This is a genomic window from Limisphaera ngatamarikiensis, from assembly GCF_011044775.1.
GTDB lineage: Bacteria > Verrucomicrobiota > Verrucomicrobiia > Limisphaerales > Limisphaeraceae > Limisphaera > Limisphaera ngatamarikiensis.
The window spans coordinates 101,610-123,706 of sequence record NZ_JAAKYA010000042.1; the positions used below are offsets into that span (position 1 = coordinate 101,610).

Annotated in this window: 15 protein-coding genes and 1 pseudogene; 5 read left to right on the top strand and 11 right to left on the bottom strand. The window is 64.8% G+C overall.

Annotated features, from left to right (window positions below; genetic code table 11):
- Nucleotides 1-159 precede the first annotated feature (159 nt).
- The 5 genes and pseudogenes from G4L39_RS06255 to G4L39_RS06270 all read right to left on the bottom strand — a co-directional run bounded on the left by G4L39_RS06255 (nt 160) and on the right by G4L39_RS06270 (nt 7,313).
- Entirely contained in the window at nt 160-1,281 is a 1,122-nt protein-coding gene (locus G4L39_RS06255; RefSeq protein WP_343203310.1) for an arabinan endo-1,5-alpha-L-arabinosidase, read from the bottom strand.
- Nucleotides 1,282-1,311: 30 nt separating this feature from the next.
- Nucleotides 1,312-3,369 carry a LamG-like jellyroll fold domain-containing protein gene (locus tag G4L39_RS06260; RefSeq protein ID WP_425485738.1) on the bottom strand — a complete coding sequence of 686 codons (2,058 nt, stop codon included), beginning with the start codon at nt 3,367-3,369 and terminating at the stop codon, nt 1,312-1,314.
- 135 nt (nt 3,370-3,504) lie between these two features.
- Nucleotides 3,505-4,212, bottom strand: a pseudogene (locus tag G4L39_RS15900) (LamG domain-containing protein); the annotation flags it as partial.
- A gap of 175 nt (nt 4,213-4,387) precedes the next feature.
- Nucleotides 4,388-5,167 (bottom strand): type II secretion system protein, encoded by a 780-nt coding sequence (locus tag G4L39_RS06265; RefSeq protein ID WP_165106766.1) that lies wholly within the window; start codon nt 5,165-5,167, stop codon nt 4,388-4,390.
- Between the two features lie 829 nt (nt 5,168-5,996).
- On the bottom strand, nt 5,997-7,313 hold the full coding sequence (locus tag G4L39_RS06270) for a XylR family transcriptional regulator (RefSeq protein WP_165106767.1): 1,317 nt from the start codon (nt 7,311-7,313) through the stop codon (nt 5,997-5,999).
- Between the two features lie 402 nt (nt 7,314-7,715).
- Here G4L39_RS06270 and G4L39_RS06275 point away from each other — a divergent pair, with 402 nt between their 5' ends.
- Together G4L39_RS06275 and G4L39_RS06280 are read left to right on the top strand one after the other, a co-directional pair.
- Nucleotides 7,716-8,915, top strand: coding sequence for a Gfo/Idh/MocA family protein (locus tag G4L39_RS06275; RefSeq protein ID WP_205880827.1), 1,200 nt, complete (start codon nt 7,716-7,718; stop codon nt 8,913-8,915).
- A gap of 18 nt (nt 8,916-8,933) precedes the next feature.
- Complete coding sequence (locus G4L39_RS06280) at nt 8,934-10,916, top strand: HEAT repeat domain-containing protein (protein ID WP_165106770.1); 1,983 nt, start codon at nt 8,934-8,936, stop codon at nt 10,914-10,916.
- A 352-nt stretch (nt 10,917-11,268) separates the two neighbouring features.
- Here G4L39_RS06280 and G4L39_RS06285 read toward each other — a convergent pair whose 3' ends face one another.
- Nucleotides 11,269-11,913: a site-2 protease family protein gene (locus tag G4L39_RS06285; RefSeq protein ID WP_165106771.1), complete on the bottom strand. Its 645-nt coding sequence runs from the start codon at nt 11,911-11,913 to the stop codon at nt 11,269-11,271.
- A gap of 642 nt (nt 11,914-12,555) precedes the next feature.
- Here G4L39_RS06285 and eboE point away from each other — a divergent pair.
- Nucleotides 12,556-13,728: a metabolite traffic protein EboE gene (gene eboE / locus G4L39_RS06290; RefSeq protein ID WP_165106773.1), complete on the top strand. Its 1,173-nt coding sequence runs from the start codon at nt 12,556-12,558 to the stop codon at nt 13,726-13,728.
- A gap of 157 nt (nt 13,729-13,885) precedes the next feature.
- Here the strand turns inward: eboE and G4L39_RS06295 are convergent, their stop codons facing one another.
- From G4L39_RS06295 to purN, 3 genes are all read right to left on the bottom strand, one after another.
- Complete coding sequence (locus tag G4L39_RS06295) at nt 13,886-14,227, bottom strand: hypothetical protein (RefSeq protein ID WP_165106774.1); 342 nt, start codon at nt 14,225-14,227, stop codon at nt 13,886-13,888.
- Between the two features lie 93 nt (nt 14,228-14,320).
- A complete protein-coding gene (locus tag G4L39_RS06300) occupies nt 14,321-15,667 on the bottom strand; it encodes a dicarboxylate/amino acid:cation symporter (protein WP_165106776.1) in 1,347 nt (448 codons plus the stop codon).
- Nucleotides 15,668-15,713: 46 nt separating this feature from the next.
- A complete protein-coding gene (gene purN / locus G4L39_RS06305; protein ID WP_165106816.1) occupies nt 15,714-16,358 on the bottom strand; it encodes a phosphoribosylglycinamide formyltransferase in 645 nt (214 codons plus the stop codon).
- A gap of 204 nt (nt 16,359-16,562) precedes the next feature.
- On the opposite strand from purN, the gene G4L39_RS06310 reads away from it, so the two are divergent.
- Nucleotides 16,563-17,411, top strand: a complete 849-nt coding sequence (locus G4L39_RS06310; RefSeq protein ID WP_165106777.1) for a formyltetrahydrofolate deformylase — start codon at nt 16,563-16,565, stop codon at nt 17,409-17,411.
- 96 nt (nt 17,412-17,507) lie between these two features.
- Here the strand turns inward: G4L39_RS06310 and G4L39_RS06315 are convergent, their stop codons facing one another.
- Entirely contained in the window at nt 17,508-18,806 is a 1,299-nt protein-coding gene (locus G4L39_RS06315) for a right-handed parallel beta-helix repeat-containing protein (RefSeq protein WP_165106778.1), read from the bottom strand.
- Between the two features lie 417 nt (nt 18,807-19,223).
- Here G4L39_RS06315 and rho point away from each other — a divergent pair, with 417 nt between their 5' ends.
- Nucleotides 19,224-20,351, top strand: a complete 1,128-nt coding sequence (gene rho, locus G4L39_RS06320) for a transcription termination factor Rho (protein ID WP_165106780.1) — start codon at nt 19,224-19,226, stop codon at nt 20,349-20,351.
- Nucleotides 20,352-20,944: 593 nt separating this feature from the next.
- On the opposite strand, the gene G4L39_RS06325 is transcribed toward rho, so the two are convergent.
- Nucleotides 20,945-22,078 carry a hypothetical protein gene (locus G4L39_RS06325; protein ID WP_165106781.1) on the bottom strand — a complete coding sequence of 378 codons (1,134 nt, stop codon included), beginning with the start codon at nt 22,076-22,078 and terminating at the stop codon, nt 20,945-20,947.
- Nucleotides 22,079-22,097: the final 19 nt, after the last annotated feature.

The following is a 22,097-nucleotide window of genomic DNA, read 5'->3' on the forward strand; positions in this document are numbered from 1 at the left end:
CCTCCGTTCTCCGTTGCACACAAAATCACGTCGCATCACGCACCACTCGGGGACACCCCGGTCGAGTCGTTCTTGCAAACCTGACAAGGTACGCGGCCACCGGCAGCGGCCACCTGCGCCTCTTCCAGTGTCCGGTGCGCGGCTGCTGCTGTCGCCCGGTCATGGTCTCTGCCTCGGCCGGACCATGGGCCAACCTTCGGCATCCCATTCCAACGGCAGAATGTCGAGGGCGCTACGGCCGGCTTGCTCGGCGTCGTAGAAGTGGTAGCTGACCCACCACCGCCCCTCTGCCTCGAAAAACGCAGGATGCCCCGGCCCGATGAAGCGGCCCGAGCCGCTCAGAAACAGAGTTCCCCCTCCCTCCCGAAGGTCGCGGCCATCCCGGTCCAGGTACGGTCCGGTCACAGATCGACTCCGCCCGACCCGGATCTCATACGTGCTGTTGGTACCCCGACAACACTGTCCCCAGTTGACGAACAGGAAGTAATCGTCACCGTGACGGAGCAGTGCCGCGGCCTCAATCGCCTCCTTCCATGCCAGATCCACCAGGGGCGATCCGGCATTTTTGCGCAAGCCCGTGGCCGGATCGAGCTCCACCAACTTGATTCCCGACCAGTAGGAGCCAAACACCAGCCAAAGGCGCCCGTCACGGTCCAAAAAGGGCGCCGGATCAATGGCATTGTAATTGTCGGCCGGCGTGGTGCGGACCACGGGCCCCGCATCGCGCCAGCCGCCGCCCGGTGCCTCCGGATCGAGGGCCCGCGACCGTGCCAGCCCGATCGCCGACTGCCTCGAACCCCAGGTCGAGACCGAATAATACAGGTAAAACTGCTCACCCACCCGGATCACGTCGGGCGCCCAATACCGAAACCGGTGCTCCGGCACCCATTCATTGGCCCAAGCCGGGGCTTCCCGAAACACGGACGGCCCCTGATGCCAGTCCAATCGGTTGGTGGACCAGAGGCTGACAATGCCGCGACCGGTCCCAAAGACCCACCAACGCGCGCCGTCCCGCATGACGGTGGAAGGATCATGAATCCGAGTAACGCCGCGGGGCACCGGGGGCGGTTCCGCGGCCCGCGCACACATCAGGGCCAACAAAGCGACCACTGTGAGCGCCGCGCGTGACGGTGCTCCTCGGTCAGCCATGGCGTGTCCGATCCCGGACGGACCCGCCACCGCGCCAATGCACCCCCTGGTACTCCGGGTCTTCATGTTCGCATCCGCCTGAAAGACAAGGGCTGCACGAAGGGGACAAATTCCATCCTCCGTGCAGCCCATGTGAATCAAGGACTCATCGGATCCTCGCGATTACCTTTGAAGTCGGAAGTACCGCTGCGGCGCATCTGCCAGCGGGACTGCCAGTTCATAGTGGTCGCCCACCAACGTCGGCGTTCCACTGACCGGCGACCAGGTTGCGCCGGCTCCCAACGACGTCGTCGAATGGAGCGTGAACCCGGTGGCGCTGCTCGGCCAGCTCAGGATCAACTGGTTGCCCTGGATCCGGGCAGCCAGCGTCGGCGCCTGAGCCGGTGGATTCGGGCCCACGGCGTAGTTGGCCAGGATCTGGGCCTCCGAGAGCAGACCGGAGTAGATCCGGAACTCGTCATAGGCCGCCTGCAGGTACGGATCCCGCCAAGGCGTGGGCATGGGCTCCGAGTACAGGGACCGACCCAGCCAGTTGTTGGTGTCGTTAATCTGCGACAGTGAGAGATTGACCGCACCCGGCTGGCTCATCGCCGCCAACACGCCGTTGACGTAATACTTCGCCTGCTTTTCTGATTCATTGAAGAGCACCACCAGGTGCACCTTGGTGCCCGTGGGCAACGCCGCACCTCCAATGCTGCCCGACACCCAGTTGAACTGGGCACCCCGGGCAAAGAAGATGTTCGGCTCCGCTGTCCATGTAGGCCCTCCCGGCAGGCTGCCGAAGTCGAACACGCGCGACCAATAGTCGCCATTGTAAATCGTCACCCAGGTCTCGAACGTCGCATTGTTGGTCAGTTTGGAGATGATGCCGTCCGGCAGGTCAATGTAAGCGTCCGTGGCACCCAGCGCTGCGTTGGTGTTGATCACCAGCTCGCCCGCCCCGGTCCAATACGCATTCGTGACGCCCAAGGTGTTGGTGGCATAGGTGATGTAGCCATGGGCACCACCCACCACATCCTCCACGCGATTCCCTTCAGTTTCGTTGAAGGTCCAGCGATGCACCAGCGTGGCGCTGGGGGCGACCACCTGAACCTGCTTGGTGGCTTCAAGGCCCTGGTATCGGGCCCGAAGGGTGGCGGTTCCCGGCGCCACCGCGGTCAGTAGCCCCCCACTGCCCACCGTCAGAATATCGGGATTATCCGACGTCAGCGTCAGGTCCGGATCCGCTAACAGGTCCACGTTGGGTGCGTTCTGCCAGTTGCCGATCACACGGGCGCGAGCCTGCCATTCCGCCGTGATCCGGGCCGGCACCTCGATGTCCAGGCTGATGAACTGACCCGGAGCATTGTTGGTGCTGTTGGGGCCCGCCCGATAGCTGGCCACAATCTGCTGAGCACTGAGGGCCCCGTCCCAGATACGGAATTCGTCAATCATGCCGTTGAGATAGGGATCGGCCCCGTAGAGCGACCGGCCGAGATAGCTGTAATTGTTGATGATGGCCGAAAGTTCCCGGGTCATGCTGGTGTTCAGACCCGCCAACCGACCGTTGGTGTAAACGGCGGCCAGGTCACGACCGAAGTCCAGAATGGCCACGATATGGACGTTGGTCCAATTGTCCATGATCGTGGGGATGTACACGCCCTGCTCACCGTTTCCGCTCCAGCCGGGCTGGGTGTTGGAAATGATGAACCGGGAGTCGTTTCCGCCGGAACGCGGGCAGAAGAACACATAGTTGCCGCCGTCGCTGCCCACGGTGTTGCCAAAGTCGAACAGGCGAGCCCAGTTGGCGTTGGGGCCAAAGGTCGCCCAGGCTTCAAACGTGATGGCATTCCGGGTGATGGTCTGCGGCGTGATCAGGTTGGCGGGCAGCTCCACATACGACAACGCGGTGCCGTAAAGAATCGCCTGGCCATCCCGCTGTTCAGCCGCAATCTGAATGGTGCCATGAGCCCCGCCCACGCTGTCCACCGCAACACTGCTGCCGTCGTCGTTGAAGCTGTACCGATGGATCAGGATGGGCTCGAGGTTCAATACCGTCACGTCCTGCTGGGCGGATCGGGTCTGGCCGCCGTAAGTGAACTCCACGGTGATGGTGGCCGTTCCCAGCGCCACTGCCCGGATTCGCCCGGCGGCGTCCACCGTGACCACGTCGGTATTTGAGGATCGGTAACTGAGCCCGGGCATACCAGTGACGTCCACGGCAAAAGGAATGCGGGACATGCGGGCCAGCACCCTGGCGTTGGCACCCGATCCCTTCGTCAGCGCCGAGGGGAGCTGGACCTCAATGGAGTTCAATGTGCCGGGATCGGTGTTCACGGTGTCCGGCCCGGAAACGTAGGAGGCAGCAACCTCCAAGGGGTTCAGTGCGCCGTCCCAGATCCGAAACTCATTGTAACTGAGGTTGGGATACGGATCGGCCCCCCATTGCGATCGGCCGAGCCAGTTGTTGGTCGTTTCGCCGATCATGGCCGGTGTGTTGGTGAATCCAAGGGTTTCACCGCCCAACTGGCCGTTGACGTAGATTCGGGCCACACCGGTGTTGCCGTCGGAGGTCCAGACCAGGTGCGTCTCCGAACCGGCGGTCACCACGGGGCCGGGCACCTGCTGGGTGTTCCGTGCCGGGACCATGATGGTGATGTCGCCCAGCACACCTCCGTTGGCGTCACCCGTGCGCATGAAGAAGTAGGAAGTGGAGCCGCCGCTGTTGTTCAAGCTGTTGCCAAAGTCCCAAACCCGGCTCCAAAACGCCGTCACAAACGGCGTGTACCAAACCTCAATGGTAATGGCCGTGTAACCGGTGATGATGTTCGGGGGGAGGGCCACGTAGTCCCCGCTCGGATCGCTCGAGGGAAGGTTGGGCGTGTTCAACCAGACCGATCCGCTGCCGTCGAAGTAGGCGCCATTCATCAGCGTGGCGGTCTTGCCTCCCACGGAATCAACCGCCGTGGTTTGCCCGCCGGGTTCATTGAAGCTCCAGCGGTTTTTCAACGTGGCGCCCTGCAGGACGCCGTACGACCCCAGCACCAAGGTGCCGGCCAGGAGGATCGAACAGGTTTTACGCATAGACTCAACTCCGCCAGGTGGGTTGTTGGTTTTCGACTCGCTCAACAAGGTTGAAAGTCACCACTCCGACCACGCTCGCCGGGGCTTCTCGCGCGCCACGCCCCGCCGCAAAACCGGCAACTGCACAAGCCGCCCGACGTCTGGCTGGCTGACCCGCCATGGTTTCCCCGCAGGACTACCACCAAAAGTACGGACCCGACAACGTACGAACGCGCATTTCGTTGAAATTTCGCCACCGGGCGCTGCCATCCAACATCCCCACGTTGCCACCGCTGGGAATGGGACCGTTCAGGTGGGGAGACCGATGCGGTTTGCTCCAGCCACCCTGAATCCGGGTGTAGTTGTTGATGTTCCGGTTCGCCTCGCTGTTCCCTGTGGAAATGGTGGCACAGGCCAGCAGGACCCGTTCCGAGGCCGGCGGCGCCGGCATGGTCAGAGCACCCAACGTGATGGGTTCCGGCGTGATCTTTTTGTTGACGTTGGTGGGATTCAGGATCGGCTGCCCTGAAGATCCCGTCCCATCGAACGTATAAGCGTAACCGGCCACCCGGAAGCCCGTTCCGGCTGCGTTCACGGCAAAGTTCCACAGTTCGTCATCGTTTTGCTCGGGGAACCCCGGATCATACCACAAGGGGCGGATAACCCCCTCCGGCCCCAGCCGGTCTGTCACAGCCTGCGGAATGTCCCACAGCCAGTTGCCAATGTTCCGCCAACTTGGCAGGCGATCGTTGTTGTCGCCGGCGTACATGAAAAGGGCGGTGCTTTGCTGTTTGATGTTGTTCATGCAGTGGATTCGCTTGGCCCGCTCTTTGGCCCGCGAAAGAGCCGGCAACAACATCCCGGCCAGGATCGCAATGATGGCAATCACCACCAACAGTTCGATGAGGGTAAACGCACGAAATCCACTCGGACAACCTCGACGGTCCACCGATCGGTTCGCATCCAGCCTGCTCATAGGAATCTCGGTTCGGGTACGACGCCGCGACAGCGCCTTTGATACGACAACGTAACGGGCGGTTGACACGGTGACAACGCCATTTTGCGCACAGATTTCGCCATTTTGCGAACGAAACCCGGCTAGGCGGTTGATCAGCAGGCCATGAGCGATCCGGGCCTGGGGTAGGCCAGTTTCAGAGCGCATGCAAACTAACCGACTGCACATCAATATGTTGTGGACACAGCAAAGCCTCTCCATTCCGGTTGAAGGCTGCGGTGGCACCCGTCCGGGTCGGGCCGCCGCCCATAAGACGTTGGACTACCCGGCCCATGCGTGGGTCCCTTTCACAGTCTGCACCACCGACCTGCCGCCCCCCGAGTGGTGCAGGGCATCCGGCCCAGCACAACAGATCCCCAAATCATCCACCGTGCTGATGAAGCAACCGTTCAACAATGGGTCCGGTTGATGCTACAGCGCGTAGCCAATGGCGACCCGAACGGCCGGCCGTACCCCGCCCTGTCAAGCTTTCCATCCCCCCGAAGGCCCGATACCAGGGCCACCTGGATCCCTTGGATTGCAAATGCCGGTCAGCAGAGCCCCTCACCCTACCCATCCCTACGTCCGGCAAAGATGCATCGAAATAAGCCCGCAGTTTGCCTGCCCTGGACGCCGCTGCGGGGCAAAGTGTCGCGCCATTACGTCGCCGGCAACGCTTCAGCGTCCTGAAGAAACCAACCGGAAATGCGTAGCGGGCACACTACACGCTGCGTTCCAGCGGTGAAAACCCGCCCCTCGAACCGGAGACCTCCCCGGCACCGGCCAGCCGGGCGAACCTGCTCTCAACGTTTCAGGAGGGCCTTCGCCCGTAAAGTTTCCGCCAAGCCAGGGGGCTCATGTGTTTGGCCGCCCGGAAGTAGCGGGCCACGTGTTGGACATCCGTGAAGCCCAGGTGTTGAGCAATCTCAGAAACCGGCAGGTCGGTTTCCACCAGCATCCGGGCGATCTGGTCGGCACGGACCCGGCGAATTTCGTGGAGGATGGACCGTCCGAGAAAGCGGCGGAACCGCTTTTCCAGGGCCCTGCGGGAGATCCCGGCGGCGCGGGCCACGTCGTCGACCAAAAAGGGTTCCCGGGCATGGTCCCGGATAAACTGCAAGCCCCGGGCCAGGACGGGATCGTCCACCGCCAGGATATCCGTGGACCGGCGCGGGACCACATGACTGGCGCGGACGAGGATTCGGCCGGTCTCGCCGCGCCCCCGACGCATGAGCCGGTCCAGCACCTCCGCCGCTTCATAACCCGCCTGTTCGAAGTTGATATGCACGCTGGACAGGGGTGGGTCGCTGAGTCCGCAAACCACCTCGTCGTTGTCGGCGCCGATTACGGCCACGTCATCGGGCACGGACAACCCCACCAGCTTGCAGGCCGCCACCACCTCGTGGCCGAGGTCGTCGTTGCAGGCCATGAGACCCACGGGACGTGGCAAGGTTTGAAGCCACCGGGCAATGGCGGGCCGCTGATCCTGCCAGGGCGCCCCGGTAACCTCTGCCTGGACGCGGAATACCGTGGCTTCAAACCCCGCCTCGGCGACGCGTTGCTGAAAGGAGGCCCAACGACTTTCCGACCAGGTGCAATCCTTGTAGCCGCAAAAGGCAAAGTGACGCACGCCGCAGGCCAGAAGATGCTCGGCAGCCAGCCGTCCGATCACCTCACCGTCCGTCACCACACTGATGACCCCGTCCATCTCGGCGTGGCGATGGCAGACCACAACAGTGGGCAAGCCCCGGGCCAGGACCTGTTCCACCTGACCCGTGTCGCGCATGATGACGCCGTCGGCGTCCAGCACCAGCGCCGAGGGTGACGGATTCTCCAACCCTCGCGCTTCCCAATAGAACGACCAGGGTCCGTGGTGATGGGCGTAGCGGGCAATGCCGCACAACAGCGCCCGACCGGCCGCCCGGGACGACTCGATCAGCAGGGCCACCCGCGGAATGGAGGTCCTGGGAGAAACGCGCTTTCGGGTGCGACCGCGGGTGACCGTCGCGGGCCGTGCACGGGATGGAGCTTCAGCCTCGCTCCCCTTTGAGGCGACCTCGGTGGCGACTGCTCCCGCCGGTGGGACGAGGGTTTCGGGTCCGGTATTGTTGGTCGGCGCGCCTGCCATGTGTTCCTTACTTCACCCGGGAGTTGCCGGGCGTCAAGTCCGTCCGAGGGTTTGGACGGTGTGGTTTCGGCAGTCCCGGCCTGTCCCGGACGCACAGCCCTGGCGCGCGCATGCCCCAATATGTAGTTGACAACGTACCCGGCGTTGCCAGCCTTTCGCATGATCCCCCGGTGCAGGGAACGTCGGCCGGCCCACCCCGGCAAATTCCACTTGGCCCGGAGCCGCCGTAATTTTAGGCTTCGGCCCATGCGCGAACCAGCGTCCTCGTCAGGCTCAAAAGCGTCCGTCCATCGCGGTCATGCCGGCATCCACCGGCGGGAGTTTTTGAGGCGTTTGTCACTGACCGGGGTCGCCCTCGGGTTTCCCACGATCGTCCCCGCTTCCGCGCTGGGCCGCGCCGGAATGATTCCACCCAGTGAACGGATTCTCATGGGTGCCATCGGAATTGGCAGCCGGGGTCTCCATGTATTGCGCTGGATGCTGCCCGAAAAAGACGTCCGGTTCGTGGCAGTGTGCGATGCACGACGGGAGGCCCGCCAGGCCGCCAAGCAGGTTGTCGACGACCATTACGGAAACCGGGATTGCCGGGCCTACCGGAATATCCGCGAATTCCTGGCCGAACGAACCGACGTCGACGCCGTACTCATCGCCACCGGCGACCGCTGGCACGCCCTGGCCGCCATCTGGGCCATGCAAGCGGGCAAGGATGTGTACGTGGAAAAGCCCTCCTGCATGACCATCGCCGAAGGACGCGCCGTGGTGGAAACAGCCCAACGATACGGGCGGGTCTACCAAACCGGCACCCAGCGACTCAGCGAAGCCAACTTTGTCTTCTGTCAAGAAGCCGCCCACCAGGGGTTGCTCGGCCGCGTGCACACCGTCCATGTGCACATTGCACCCTGGGACAAGGCGCTGATGCGCCATGATTGGTTGCCCGGCCAACCGGAACCCCCGCGCGAGGAGGTCGACTGGGACGCCTGGCTCGGCCCAAGTCCGTGGCGCCCTTACAACCCCGCCTACGTGGCGGGTGCATGGCGCGGATTTTACGATTTTCACACCGGATCCATTGGCGAATGGGGCGCCCACACCATTGCCCAGGCTCTGATGGGGTTGGACCGGGCCCACACCTGCCCCGTCCGCTATCATCACGTGGCCAACGATACCGGCGACGGCATGGTGGCCGAGTTCGCCGACGGCACCCGGCTGATCCTTTCCCGCGGAGAGCAACTCTGGCGCGGCTCCTGTGGCGTCCGCTTTGAAGGCACGGAAGGCTGGGCCTCCTGCGCCGATGGGTATTCCCGGCCCGAAGTTTCCTCGCCCCGGATCCTGAACGAATACCGGCGTGTGATTGACCAGTACATGGCCCGAACCGGTCGGCCCATGAGCCACGTACGGGATTTCTTCGACTGTGTGAAATCGCGCCGCCCGCCCGTGGCCAATGCCCTGGTCATGCACTATTCCATGGCCACTGTTCACGCCTGCAACATCTGCATGTGGCTTGGACGCGACCTGGTGTATGACCCCGTGCGTGAGGAATTCCCCAATGATCCGGAAGCCAACCGTTTGCGCTCCCGCGCCATGCGGGCGCCTTACACCATTTGAAGCGCGAGAACTTTTGCCATGAACTCGACCCGGCTTTTTCGAGTCTTCACCTCCCTCATCGCAGCCGGCGCCCTCGCCGGTGGCTGCAGGACCCGCCCTGTCGCCGCCCCGCCAACGCAGTCCCGGCCCGACCCCCGGGAAACAGAACTCTGCGCCCGGCTTCAAGCCCCGGACGCCGACCTCAAGGCCCGCATGGACGCCTGCCGCGAGCTGGCCCGGATCGGATCGGTCCGCGCCCTGCCCGCACTGGCACCCATGTTGACCAACGCCGAGCTTTCCCATATGGCCCGGTACGCCCTGGAACCCGTACCGGGTGAGGCGGTCAACGAAGCACTCCGTCAGGCAGCGCATGGGGCCGAGGGTCCGGTCCTGGCCGGGCTTTTGACCTCGCTGGGAGTCCGACGCGACACGGCCGCCGTTCCCTTGCTTGCGCGACACCTGACCTCTCCCTCGCCCGAGATTCGGCGCGCCGCCGCCCTTGCCCTGGGCGAGGTGGCGACTCCTGAAGCGGTCCGGGCACTCTGGACCATTTGGGAAACCGCCGCACCAGACGTGCGCGCCACCCTCGGTGAAGCCCTGCTACGGGCGGCGCACCGACTCCACCAAGCAGGGCAGTGGAAACCGGCCTTGCGGATCTATGAAGGTCTGGAAGCCTCGGGCGTCGCACCGGCTCACATTCGATTCGCCGCGTTGCAGGGCCGGATCTTGATGCAAGGCCCTAGGGACGTGCGTCTGCTCAGCGAATGCCTGCGTTCCGGCGACCCTCTCCGGGTCGAGGCCGCCCTCGCAGCCGCGCAACAATTGCCGGGTGAATCGGTTACACGGGCCCTGGGCGAGGCGGCATCCCTGCTGCCACCCGACCTGTCTCTTCCGGTGCTCCAAGCAGTGGCCTTTCGTGGCGACCCGGCCGGCCTGCCGTTCCTGCTCCAGGCCACCAACCATCCCGACCCGCGTGTGCGGGTCACAGCCATCCAAGGGCTCGGTTGGCTGGGCGATCCTCGTGCCGCCACGGCCCTGGTCCCGTGGGCGTACCACGCCGAACCCGAGCTGCGCGAAGCCGCCCGCTCCGGCCTGGCGGCCCTGCCCGGCGCCGCAGCCGAACAGGCCATATTCTCGCTGCTGGATGCCGATGACCCGGCCCGACAGTTGGCCGGCCTGGACCTGGTCCGACGCCGCCGGCTGGCCGCTGCACTGCCCCGGCTTCAGCGCATGGTCCGAACCCAGGCCCCGGAGGTCCGTCTGGCTGCCATTCGCTTGATCGGCGAGCTGGGCAACCGCATGCAGTGGAACTGGCTTTTGACGGAAGTGCGGCACCTGAATGAGCGGGAGGACCTCGATGCCGCCCGCCAAGCCCTCCTGGCCCTCGCCACACGCATCGGTGCCGGTCCGCAAGAAACGGAAGGCGTGCTCACCGCACTGGCCGGCACCGGGCCCACTCAGGCCCCGGTCCTCTACGGAGTGCTTGCCCAGCTCGGAGGCGACCGCGCGTTGCGCTATAGCCTGGCGACCGTGCGCACCGGTCCGCAGGAACTTCGCGCCGCGGCTTTCGAGGCCCTTTTGCAATGGCGCTCGCCCGAAGTAACCGAGGCCCTGCTGCTCCTGGCCCGGGAAGCCCCCGAAGCGGACCGCCGCGAAAATGCGCTGCGGCGTTACCTCCAATGGGCCGCAGACCCGGAACTGAACGCCGAACAGCGACTGGCCATGTGCCGACAGGCGTCCCGCCTTGTCGAGGGCACCTCCATGGCGCACCTCTACCTGGCCGCCGTGGGCGGATTGTCCACCCCCGAGGTCGTTACCTTGGTGAAGCCGTTTCTCGACTCCACAGAGACCCGCGATGCAGCCTGTGCCGCTCTCCTCAACGTGGCGGAGCGCCTGTGCAAAACCGCCGGCCAACAGCCCCTTCCGGAACCCGTCCAGCTTGCGGTGCAGCGGGTCATCTCCCTCACCGCCAACGAAGACTTGAAACGCCGTGCGCAGGCATTGGTCAATCCGGGCGGCTGACCGCACAAGCCGTTTCTTGCACAGTCCCCTCCAGACCCAGCACCTGCGCCCCCGCACATGAAACTGTGCCGCGCAGCCACAGCAGGTGTGTTGGCGCCCCCTCGGGTTCTTCATTCGGGCCGCCCGTCCAAAAGAAGGCAATCTTCAACCCTTCGTCCCGGCCGCCCGGTGCAATACAGCCACGGAGGTGCCAATCACACTGGACTGCCCAGCGGTAAATATGGACCGGAGAGAGCTTCTGGACCCGGAAGCAGCGCGCTCCCCGCATTAACTGGGTGGGTGCCCTCCGGCCTGATTGGCGCCGGCGCAGCGCAAAACAATCGGGCAACCGGCATCCCTTGGCGCTGCTTCCTCACCCCCCCAGACCAAACACGGTCGCGATCATTACCCAGGAGAAGTGAGTCACGTCCGTCAACAGACGCCGGACCACGGGGACCTGCAGGACAAGAATCACGATGAGAAAGCCGTACTGGGCAATCCGGTGATAAGTTTCGTGCGACATCCCGGTCAGTTGCCGCATCAGGTACGAGCCGTCCAATGGCGGAATCGGAATCAGATTGAAGAAACAGAGCAGCAGGCTCAACCAGGCCATCCGGGCAAGCAATTCGATCAGGCCTGCGAAACCAACCAGCTCGCAAATCCGCGCCAGCCCGAGCAGGCCCACGGCCAACACCACGTTCATGGCCGGTCCGGCCATGGCCACCAGGATCTGATCACGGTTCGGGTGCCTCAGATTATACGGGTTGACCGGCACGGGCCTGGCCCAGCCCACAAGAAACTGTCCCGCACCGGGCAGGAAAATCATCAACAGCGGCAGCACCACCGTGCCAATCGGATCCATGTGTACCAGCGGGTTCAACGAGCAACGTCCCTGCAGCTTGGCCGTGTCGTCTCCGCATCGCAGGGCCATCCACGCGTGCCCGTACTCGTGGAACGTCAGGAGCACCAACAGGCCGATGTAAAAAATCAGGCCATCAATCAGCTGATTCACATCCATCGACCCGGCAGCCTAGGCCAGCCACCGCGGTACGTCGAGTGCATCCGACATAACCGCCTGAAAGCCAGTCCGCTCTGGGGCGACCGGGGCATGCCCGCGTCCTGACGCGGTGGGGTGCCTGTTCCTGGCTGCCTGCAGCCCTGTGTCAAAATGCCAGACGCCGCCTCCACACACGATGGCCCACATCAGGCGCAAGAAGCCCGAACTTGCCGCGCATACCGGCAGCAACCCCGCCCACCCCTCCCAAAACCCTTGCGTCCAGCGGGCCCGACGCACGAGCCGGCACCGGTCCTGTCAGGTAACCTGGCGCGTTACCATCGCACCCTGTGGCATTCCAAATTTCACCCGCTCCAGCACACCTTCGGGGCGCCGGGCCAACCGCCCGTGCGGATGCAGGTGACCTTACGCGCCGCGCCGCCTCCAGGGTTTCGCAGCTCGCCTTGACCCCCGGGCGGAGGTTTACCCCGGGTTCAACGCCTTCGCGGAGCGTCCGCGTCCATGCGCTTCCCGCCTCTACCCCCGGCCCTGTCCCAAGGGGCGCGTCTTCCTTCAATCGGACCGGCGGGTTGGCACACGGTGGAGATCTGATAACCCCGCCCTTGGCCGCGGTGCCAAACGGGCGTATGGTTCCCGTGGGACACCATGAAACTGATGCACGGCCTGCACCTGGCCCACTGCAGCAACCTTTACCGCAGGGATTCGTGGGCCGAAACATTGGGCCGGCTGGAACAGTACTGGCTGCCAATCCGGGCCCGGGTCTGTCCCGACCGCCCCATGGGAATCAGCCTGCGACTCAGCGGGCGCGCCGCCCGGGAACTGAGCCACCCGGACCAGATGCGCGCCTTTCGCAAATGGTTGGATCGGCACGGCGCCTACGTCTTCAGCATCCACAGTTTTCCGTGCGGTCACTTTCGCGATCGGCTGGCTCCGCCGCGGGTCTTTGTGCCCGACTGGACCTCGCCGGAGCGAACCGCGTTCACAAATCTGCTGTGCGATCTTTTGGTGCAGTTGTTGCCTCCGGACGTCGAGGGCACCATCAGCACCCTGCCCGGCGGTGTAAAAAGCGCCTTCTATGCACCCGAGGAACTGGCCCTGATCCGCACGCATCTGTGGCAGTGCATCGAGCACCTCGACCGAACCCGCGAACGCACCGGGCGCATGATCCGACTGGCGTTGGAACCCACGCCCCATTGTCTGCTGGAAACCAGCGGCGAAATCCTGGAGTTCTTCCACACCTTCCGCTGCGAACACATGAACGATTCGCGGCTCATTGAATTCCTCACCGTGGCCTACGACGCAGCCCATTTCGCCGTCGAATTCGAGGACCCGATCGCAGTGCTGGCCTGCTTTCGCGAGGCCCATATCAAACTGGGCAAAATCCAATTCGGCGTGGTCCCGCGGATTTGTCCCTGCCCCGAGATCTGCCAGTTTCTTGAGCCCCTGCAGGAAACCGAGTACCAACACCACGTGGTGGCCTGGATGCCCGACGGGCAACGAATCATTTTCCGGAACCTGGCAGAGGCCAAACGCGCCGCGCGCGAAAGCCTGCCGGCGGTGGAGTGCCGGCTCCATCTTCATGCACCGCTTCACACCCCGGATGGAGAATGGTTTCTCCTCACGCAGGATCATGTGGAAACATTGATGGACCAGGTGGCGACCGATCCCGGCCTGTGCCGGCACCTGGAGATCGAAATCCAAACCTGGGACATACTCCCGGCAGAGGAACGCACCGTCGCAGTCCCCGATCAGATCGCCGCTGATTACGAGTGGCTGCTGGCCAGGCTCCAACAACGCGGCCTGCGGCCGGCCCCGTGAACTGGATCCTTCCCCGGCACCTCGGGTCTGCTGCCGAAAACGGCCCCGCTTGCACGGCGGCAATCACACTGCTTCTCCGGGTGCCTGCGGGTCCGGCGTTGGCCCGAGCGGCTCGCAGCAACACCGCCGACTGCCCGCAGCTGCCCCGCACAATGGTTCAGTTTGAGCGTACCTCGTCTCCCACGCGCACTTCGCCCGCCGTGATATCAGCCACAATGTGCTCCTCCCGCTGCGGGCCCGTGACCTTCAGCTCTCCCACCCGCAACCCATCGCGATATACGGCCAAGGGTTGGCCCACTGCCGGAAGCCGCCCCCCCGGAAACCGCAAAACGACAAAACGCCCCACCGGATTCACCGAGACCACCGTCCCCGTCAATCGCAGGTCAGGGGTCAACACGGGCTGTTTCGCAGACCCCGCCTGCCGCCCCTTGAAACTCGCGCAGGAAACCGTCCCCCATACCATCAAGACCAACAGAACCACGGTCCAGATGCGTTGCATGCCCCCAGTCAACGCCCTGCCCGGCCAACCCGTCAATCCTATTGCCGTCAAACGGGGCACGCCCATGAAAAAGTCGGTCCCGGAACATCGCGGTCAACCTTCCCCGGCCGTTTGAGTCTCCCCGGCCACCCGCCCCGGCCCCACCACGCGGTCGGCAATGCAGACCGTGACCAGATCGGCCGCCACGTTCAGGGTGGTCCGTGCCATGTCGAGGATTCGGTCCACACCCAGAACCAGCATCACCCCCTCCGGCGGGAGTCGGAACTGCGCCAGCAACCCCATGATCACCGGCAGGGAAGCGCCCGGCACACTGGCCACGGCCACCGCCCCGAGCACCGCCAACACCAACAGCGTCACCTGGTCCATCCACGACAAGGTCACCCCGTGCACTTGCGCTACCAACAGCACCACGCACCCCTCGTACAAGGCCGTGCCGCTCATGTTCAGCGTGGCCCCCAAGGGCAGGACAAACCCCGCCGTACCCGGATGAACGCCCAGCCGGTCCCGGGCCACGGCCAGGCTCGTGGGTAACGTCGCGGCGCTGGAGCTTGTGGAAAACGCCGTGATCAGGGCCAGCCGTACGGCCCGGTAAAACCCCGTCAGGGAACGTCCCCCCAGCAGACGCACCCAAAGGGCCAGAACCCCCAGGTGCAACAGCATGGCGATCATCACCGCCGCCACAAAGCCCGCCAACATCGCCAGCAAATCCGGCCCCACCCGGAGCACCGCCGCACTGATCAGTGCGGCCACCGCCACCGGAGCCAGCCTCATGGTGACCTCCACCATGCGGAACAGCACGCGGCCCAGGTCGTTCGTCATCGTGCGCACCCGTTCCGCGGTCTCTCCGGGCAGTGACCGGGCCGCAAAGCCGAACAACAGGGCGAACGTGATCAGCGGGAGGATCTGAAAATCCACCACCGCCCCGAGCCAATTCCGCGGAAGCAGCATCTCCAGCAACATGCCCGGTGTGAGCTCCGGCCGCCGCGCCTCCCACGAGCGATCCGACTGGATGGTGCCGCCCTCGTACAACTGCCGGACGGCTTCTCCGGGTAATCCCCGGCCGGGCGCCCAGAGATTCATGACCAGCAGCCCCAACCCCACCGCCACCGCCATGTTCATCACGAACAAGCCGAAGGTGCTGGTGGTCAACCGACCCCAGCGCTGCCCCCTGCCGAGCTCCAATGCGCCGCTCACCACCGATACTCCAACCAAAGGCACCACCACCAGCAAAAGCAGCCGGAGAAACACCTGCCCCAGAGGTTCCAACACATGCCGGCTCACCGCTTCGCAAACGGGCCACCAGCCCGGTTCCCACCGCCCCAACGCCCGGGCCGCCAAACCGAGCAACACACCCGCTACCAGACCCAGGAGGATCTGGCGCGCCCGATCGCCATCTCGAGGCGCCCCCCGTTGCTCCCCGGCTGTCGCGGACCTGTTCATCCTGCCCCGGGCGGGATCAGACGCGTTTCCACGCCGACCTCCGGTCTCAGCCATGACCGGGTGGTTCCTTGGCCGGCCGACGCCACAAAACGCGGCGCCCCTGCACTTCGAGTTCGCCCCGGACCAAGGCAGCCAGACAACGCGGGTAAAGTTCGTACTCGGCCTGATGGATGCGCTGCAGCAGCGTTTCCGGCGTGTCGTCATCGTGCACCGGCACGGCCTGCTGCCCGATGATCGGCCCGGAATCCACTCCCGCATCCACAAAATGAACCGTGCACCCGGTAACCTTGACCCCGTATTCCCATGCCTGACGCCAGGCAGCCAGGCCGGGGAACGACGGCAACAGCGATGGATGAATGTTGACGATACGGCCTTCGAAAGCCCGGAGGAACACCGATTTCAGGACCCGCATGAACCCGGCCAGCACCACCCACTGAACACCGGCCTCCTGCAGGGCGCTCACGTACGCGCGCTCGGCCGCCTCATCCAGCTTCGTCCGAAACGGCCCCGGCGGAATATACCGTGCTGGGATTCCACGCTCGCGTGCCCGCGCCAGGATGCCGGCGTCCGGCACATCGCTCAACACCAGGGCCACACGGGCCGGAATCCGCCCCGCCGCACACGCCTCGGCGATGGCGACAAAATTGGTCCCGGTCCCCGAACCCAACACTCCAAGCCGCGCTTCAGACATCGGTTGCACGGATCGGTTGTAACGGCACGCCCACGAACGGGCAAGCACCGGCCCCGAGGATCCGGATCCAACGCCGCCCGACAGCAGCGCCACCCGAGACGGACCATGGCCCGCCCGATCCCGGGCCACGGCGGCGTCGAATCCGCTTCATCGGGTGGATTTATGGTTGCCTGCCGGGCCGGACGTGGTGTGAATTGTGGCCCCATGAAACGCTTTGCCACCGTGACGGTCATCGGCCGGGACAAAACCGGAGTGATCGCCCGGATCACCAACTTCCTCTTTCACCAAGGGGCCAACATTGAGGCACTGGAGGAACAGGTGACCCGCGGACAGTTCAGCATGACCCTCCAGGCATCGTGGCCGGAAAAGAAGCTCAACGAAACGGCGGTACGCCAAGGCCTCGCCGAACTGGCGCGCGAGCTGGAAATGGAGATCACGCTGCGGTTTACCGAACCCCACCGGACCCAGCGCATGGCCATCATGGTAACCCGCGAACCCCACTGCCTGGAGGCGATCCTCAAGGCTTGGAAAACGCGAAAACTTCGCAGGGCCGATCCCGTCGTGGTGGTGGGCAACCGGCCGGAGCTTGAACCCCTGGCCCGATCCCACGGGCTGCCCTTCGTTCACATCCCGTGGGACGACCGCAACCGCGCCGAGCAGGAGGCACTGCGCGTGCTCGACGAACATCAAACCGACTTTGTGGTGCTGGCGCGGTTTATGAAGATCCTCTCGCCCAACTTCGTCTGGCGCTACAAAAACAAGATCATCAACATCCATCCTTCACTCCTGCCCAGTTTCCCCGGCCCGCAAGCCTATCGCCAGGCCTACGAGCGCGGCGTCAAAATCGTCGGGGTCTCGGCCCATTTCGTGACCATGCACCTCGACGAGGGTCCCATCATCGCCCAGAGCGCGTTCCCGGTAAAACCGGGCATGACCCTTCAGCAGATCATCGAGGAGGGACGCAAACACGAAGCCCGCACGTTGCTCCGCGCCATCCAGCTCTATCTCACCAAGCGCCTTGACGTCTATTGGGGCATCGTCAAGGAGGTGTGAGACCCGGCGCGCACAGGCTCCGACCCACCCGGATGGCCGATCCCAGCCATCCTCCCGATCGAAATCGGCGCCGACCCGGCAAGGAAAGCCGGGCTTTCAAGGTTCGATGGACATTTCGAAGGCGCCCAGATCGAGCCGCCCGTCGCATGGCCTGAGGCGCCAGCCCACCGGCGGGACAAACTCCACCAAATGCAACCCGTCCACCACAGCCAGGGCCCCTGCACATTCGTCCCCGCTGTCCGTAATTCCGGGCACCGGCCGCGCCGGCCGGTAATCCCACCGATCCGGATCCCGCCACGCATGGGTCTGTCCCGGCCCGCCCGTGCAGGTGCCGCTCAAACCCGGGGGCAACAGCGCGGCATAATCAGCAGCCACCCAGTTGTTCCGGCCCCGCAACGCACCCTCAAGTGCACCGCCCTGGGCCATTCCCAGACGCCTCGCCCCCACAAACGCACCGGCATCACCAAACACGTTCCCCTCCAGCCACGCGGACGCACCCGGCGAAGAAAGCAGCACCACCGGCGCGGCATAAGGAGTGACAATCGTGCAGTAAACCAATCGCAACTGGCCGGTCCGATCGTGGCCTCCGTCCCGGCCAAAATGAATGACACCACGGTTACCGGCGGTGTTCCGGGCCTTGACGATCACGCACCCGGCAATCCATGCATCGCTGCCCTCCCGGGTGGTCCACCCGGCTGCGTCCACCAGATCCAGCTCCCGCTCCGCAGCCTCAAACAACCCGCATCCCAGAACCAGTGTCCGGTGCGCCCGGCTTTTCAGATTGTGCCCGGTCCGCGCGTGACTGATCCGACATCCGATCACCACGGCCTCCTCCCCGCCCAGGTACAGATTGTGCGAGTAACCTGCGTTCCGCTCACTCCCGTTGCCGGTGATGACGCAGCGTTCGATGCGCAGGCCGCGGGCCCCATCCGACACCCCGCCCCCGTCGGACATGATTCCCATGTCGTTGTCCCGGATCACACAATCTCGAATGACCACCTCGCGCGCCCCCGTGACCCGGACACCCGCCGCGTTGCCATCCGAATTTCGGGCGTCTTGCAAACAAAAACCCTCCAACAGGGCGCCATCTGCGCCGGGATCAAACTGCACAACCGCCCGCGGGTGCGGACCTTCCCCGGACAAACGCGCATCCGCGCCGCTCAGAGGGATGTGAAGTCCGGGTCCGGCAACACCCCGCAGTACCAGCCCGGGCTGCCGCACCCGCAAAGCCACCCCCCGATAGGGCGCGTTGCCGGGCCGGGGATGAACGACCACAACGTCCCCTGGGCGTGCCGCAGCCACAGCGGCTGCCGGGTCGTCCCATGCAAACCCCGGCCCCACGTGCAGTTCCGCACCGGACAGGCCGGCGGGCACACACACGAGAAGCCACGGCAAAATCCACAACCACCCGGGGGCCCGGACACCACGCGAACCCCGGCGGGTTTCTACGAGCCGGCTCCGGCGACGATCCGCCATCACAGCCGGCCCGAGACTGCGGGCTGCACAACGTACCAGCACCCGCCCATGCTGCGGTGGTCACCCGCCGCTGTAAAGGCAGGCACGCGCAGCGGCCGCCCAGCGGGCGCGGACACCGGTCGCTCCAGGAAAAAGCGTCCTTTCATGAAAATTTCTGTTGCATGATGCGCGGCGCCGGGCCAATAGTAGTGACGTCGTAGGTCTTGTGGGCCGCAGCGATGGTTGGGTTCCATCGCTCTTCGGCACGGCAGATTCCCAAGGGCGCTTTTCCAAGGCGCGGCACCCCGAGGAGGCGGTGCACGGTTTTCCCGGACCTGTGACATCATCGAATTCGGTATGAGCAACAACAACAGTGGGAACACACCCAGTTACGGCTCCGGCTATCTGGAAATCTCGGAGAAGGGTTTCGGGTTCCTGCGCTCGCCGCAGAACCATTTCCAACCCAAGCCCACCGACATCTTTGTGACGCCGGACACCATCAAGCGCCACTTCCTCCGCGAAGGATGTCTGGTGGCCGGGCCGTTGCAGCCGCCTCATCGCGGCAGCAATCCCCAGCTGAAGGCGGTCGAGAAGGTCAACGACCTGCCCTTCTCCGAATACCTGAAGCTGGTCCGGTTCGAAAACCTCACCACCATCGATCCCATCGAGAAATTCAAGCTGGAGACGACGCCCGACATGATCGAGACGCGCGTCATTGATCTGGTGACGCCCATTGGCAAGGGTACCCGCGGTCTCATCGTGGCCCCGCCGCGCAGCGGCAAGACCACCATCCTCAAACAGATCGCCAACGCCATCACCACCAATCATCCGGAGGTTTACGTGGTGGTCCTGCTGATTGACGAGCGCCCCGAGGAGGTGACCGACTTCCAGCGCTCGGTCAAGGCCGAGGTGGTCGCCTCCTCCAACGATCAGGACCTCGAAACCCACGTGCGCCTGTCCCGGTTCATGATCGAGCGTTGCCGCCGCATGGTGGAATGTGGCAAGGACGTGTTCGTGCTGCTCGATTCCCTGACCCGTGTGGCCCGCGCTTACAACAGTGTCCATGGCGGCAGCGGCCGGACCATGACCGGCGGCGTGGATGCACGCGCCCTGGAAGTCCCCCGCAAAATGTTCGCTTCCGCCCGCAAGATCGAGGGCGGCGGATCCCTCACCATCATCGCCACCGCCCTGGTTGAAACCGGCTCCCGCATGGACGAACTGATTTTCCAGGAATTCAAGGGCACCGGTAACATGGAGCTGGTCCTGGATCGGAAACTGGCGGACCGCCGGATTTTCCCGGCCATCGACATCCCCCGGAGCGGCACTCGAAAAGAGGAAAAGCTCTTCCCCAAACACCAGATCGAAGCCGTGCGCAAGCTGCGCCGCATGATGGTGGACCTCAACCCCGTGGAGGCCATGGAAACCCTCATCGCAGCCCTGCGCAAACACAAAACCAACGACGAACTGCTGGCCAAACTTCTCTGAGCCGGGAAACGAAACCAGGCGTTGATCACGTGCCGGAGCCGGGCTGGATGCGGCGCAAAGCGCCGGCACGGGCATCCCGTTTGAAGGACGACGTGGCGACGTGGGCCGGGCATGCCTGCCCGCCCTTGAGTGCAGCCGGACACCATGGCGGTGCCAAACCGTCGGGTTCGTCTCACGTCCTGCACATCCCGAACCGGCCGCGGACCATGACGCTCTAGCCGGGCGTATGTGAACCGCGTCCCGCCTCTCCGATGCCTGTGCGACGCGCTGGCGAAAGCCCATCCGCTCTGCACGGCCCGACCTCTTCAGGGTGGTACACAGGCAGGCCCAATGGGACCGCAAGGCTCCCGCCTGAATGAACGTGCGCCGCCACCGCGCTCGGAAGTCCCAGCAAACTCCACGCGCCCGCACAGAAGCGGTCCAGCCGGTCCTTGCCCCACCGACGCCCCCCACTGTGGGCCGTGCTGAACCCATGGACGGGTACTCGAAGAACCCAGTGCGTTGGCGCGTGGGGCATTTCGCTGGGAGATGCGCCAGATCCGCAAACAACCCAACGCACCCGTTGGACCTCAGGATGACCCGAACGTCCGATGTCAGATCCCGGGGCGCTTGGGGATTTCCGTAAATGGCGAGGACATGTTGGGCCCGCGGATCCTGGGAGTCGCCGGCGCAGGAGGCGTCGAAAGCGGTGAGGATAGCCCGCCCCCCGACGGCGCTGTCAGCGGAGAGGCCGCCTGAGCACCGGGCAACCTGCTCGGCGTGGTCTCAGACGCCCCACCGCCCGTGCCCCATCCAGGCCCCGACCGACCCGTCAAAGCACCGGCCCCACCCACGCCCAAAGGATCCAGCATCGGTTTCAACCACAACGGCGCCAGCCCGGTCGAGGCTGCCCCCGCGGCGCCCCTCTTTTCGGTGCCGGACATGACCGACCCCAACTCCCCCGGCGGCGCCGTCGCCACCGCATCCAGGCCGGCCCGGAACTGCTGCAACCTTTGATTTCGCGCCTCCTTTTGACGTTCTTCAAAGGCCCTTCGCGATACCTCGTCCGGGGTCTGCCACACCGAGTCGGCCAGGCCTGGCAATTGGCGTACCAGGCTGCGCGCCTCTCCATCCCGGCGCAGCGCCGCCTCCAGCTCATCCATTCGGAGGCGCGCCGCCCGCGCCTCCGGCGTCTCGGTGCGGGCATCCCTGGCTGCCCTCCCGCCGGGATCGGATTGCAGGCCCTCCTGGCCCGGCTCGGTTTCCGTGCCCCATCCGCTCCTGTCGTCCGCCCCTGAAGGTCGCTCCCACGCGCCATCTCCCCGCCTGTCGCTCCGCTCCGTCTCGAGCGGGTTCTCCCGCAATCGCCGTTCGCCCTCCAACGAAGGAAGATTGGCCAGCGGATCCGACCCGGATTGCAGCCAGTCGCGTTGCCTTTCCAGCAGCTCGCGGACCCTGGGACTCTGAACTCTTGGTCCCGGCGGCGGACGCAGCAGGGGCGCCCTTCGCAGCGGATCGCCCATCAACTCCAGCGGCGACGCTTGAGGGCGCAATTGCTCCTCCAGCGGGCTGGACTGGCCTTCTCCTCGGAGGATGCGATTCGCGTTGGTCGTCAGCAGGTCACCTCGCGGATCCGAAAATTCAATGGGCGGACCGCGCCGTACGGGCTGTGCCCGCACCCGGTCCACCTGGCCGGACCCCATCCAAAAAGCCGCGGCCACCGCAAGCCCGAGCCCCGTGTAACTCATGATCGCGGGTCGGCACATC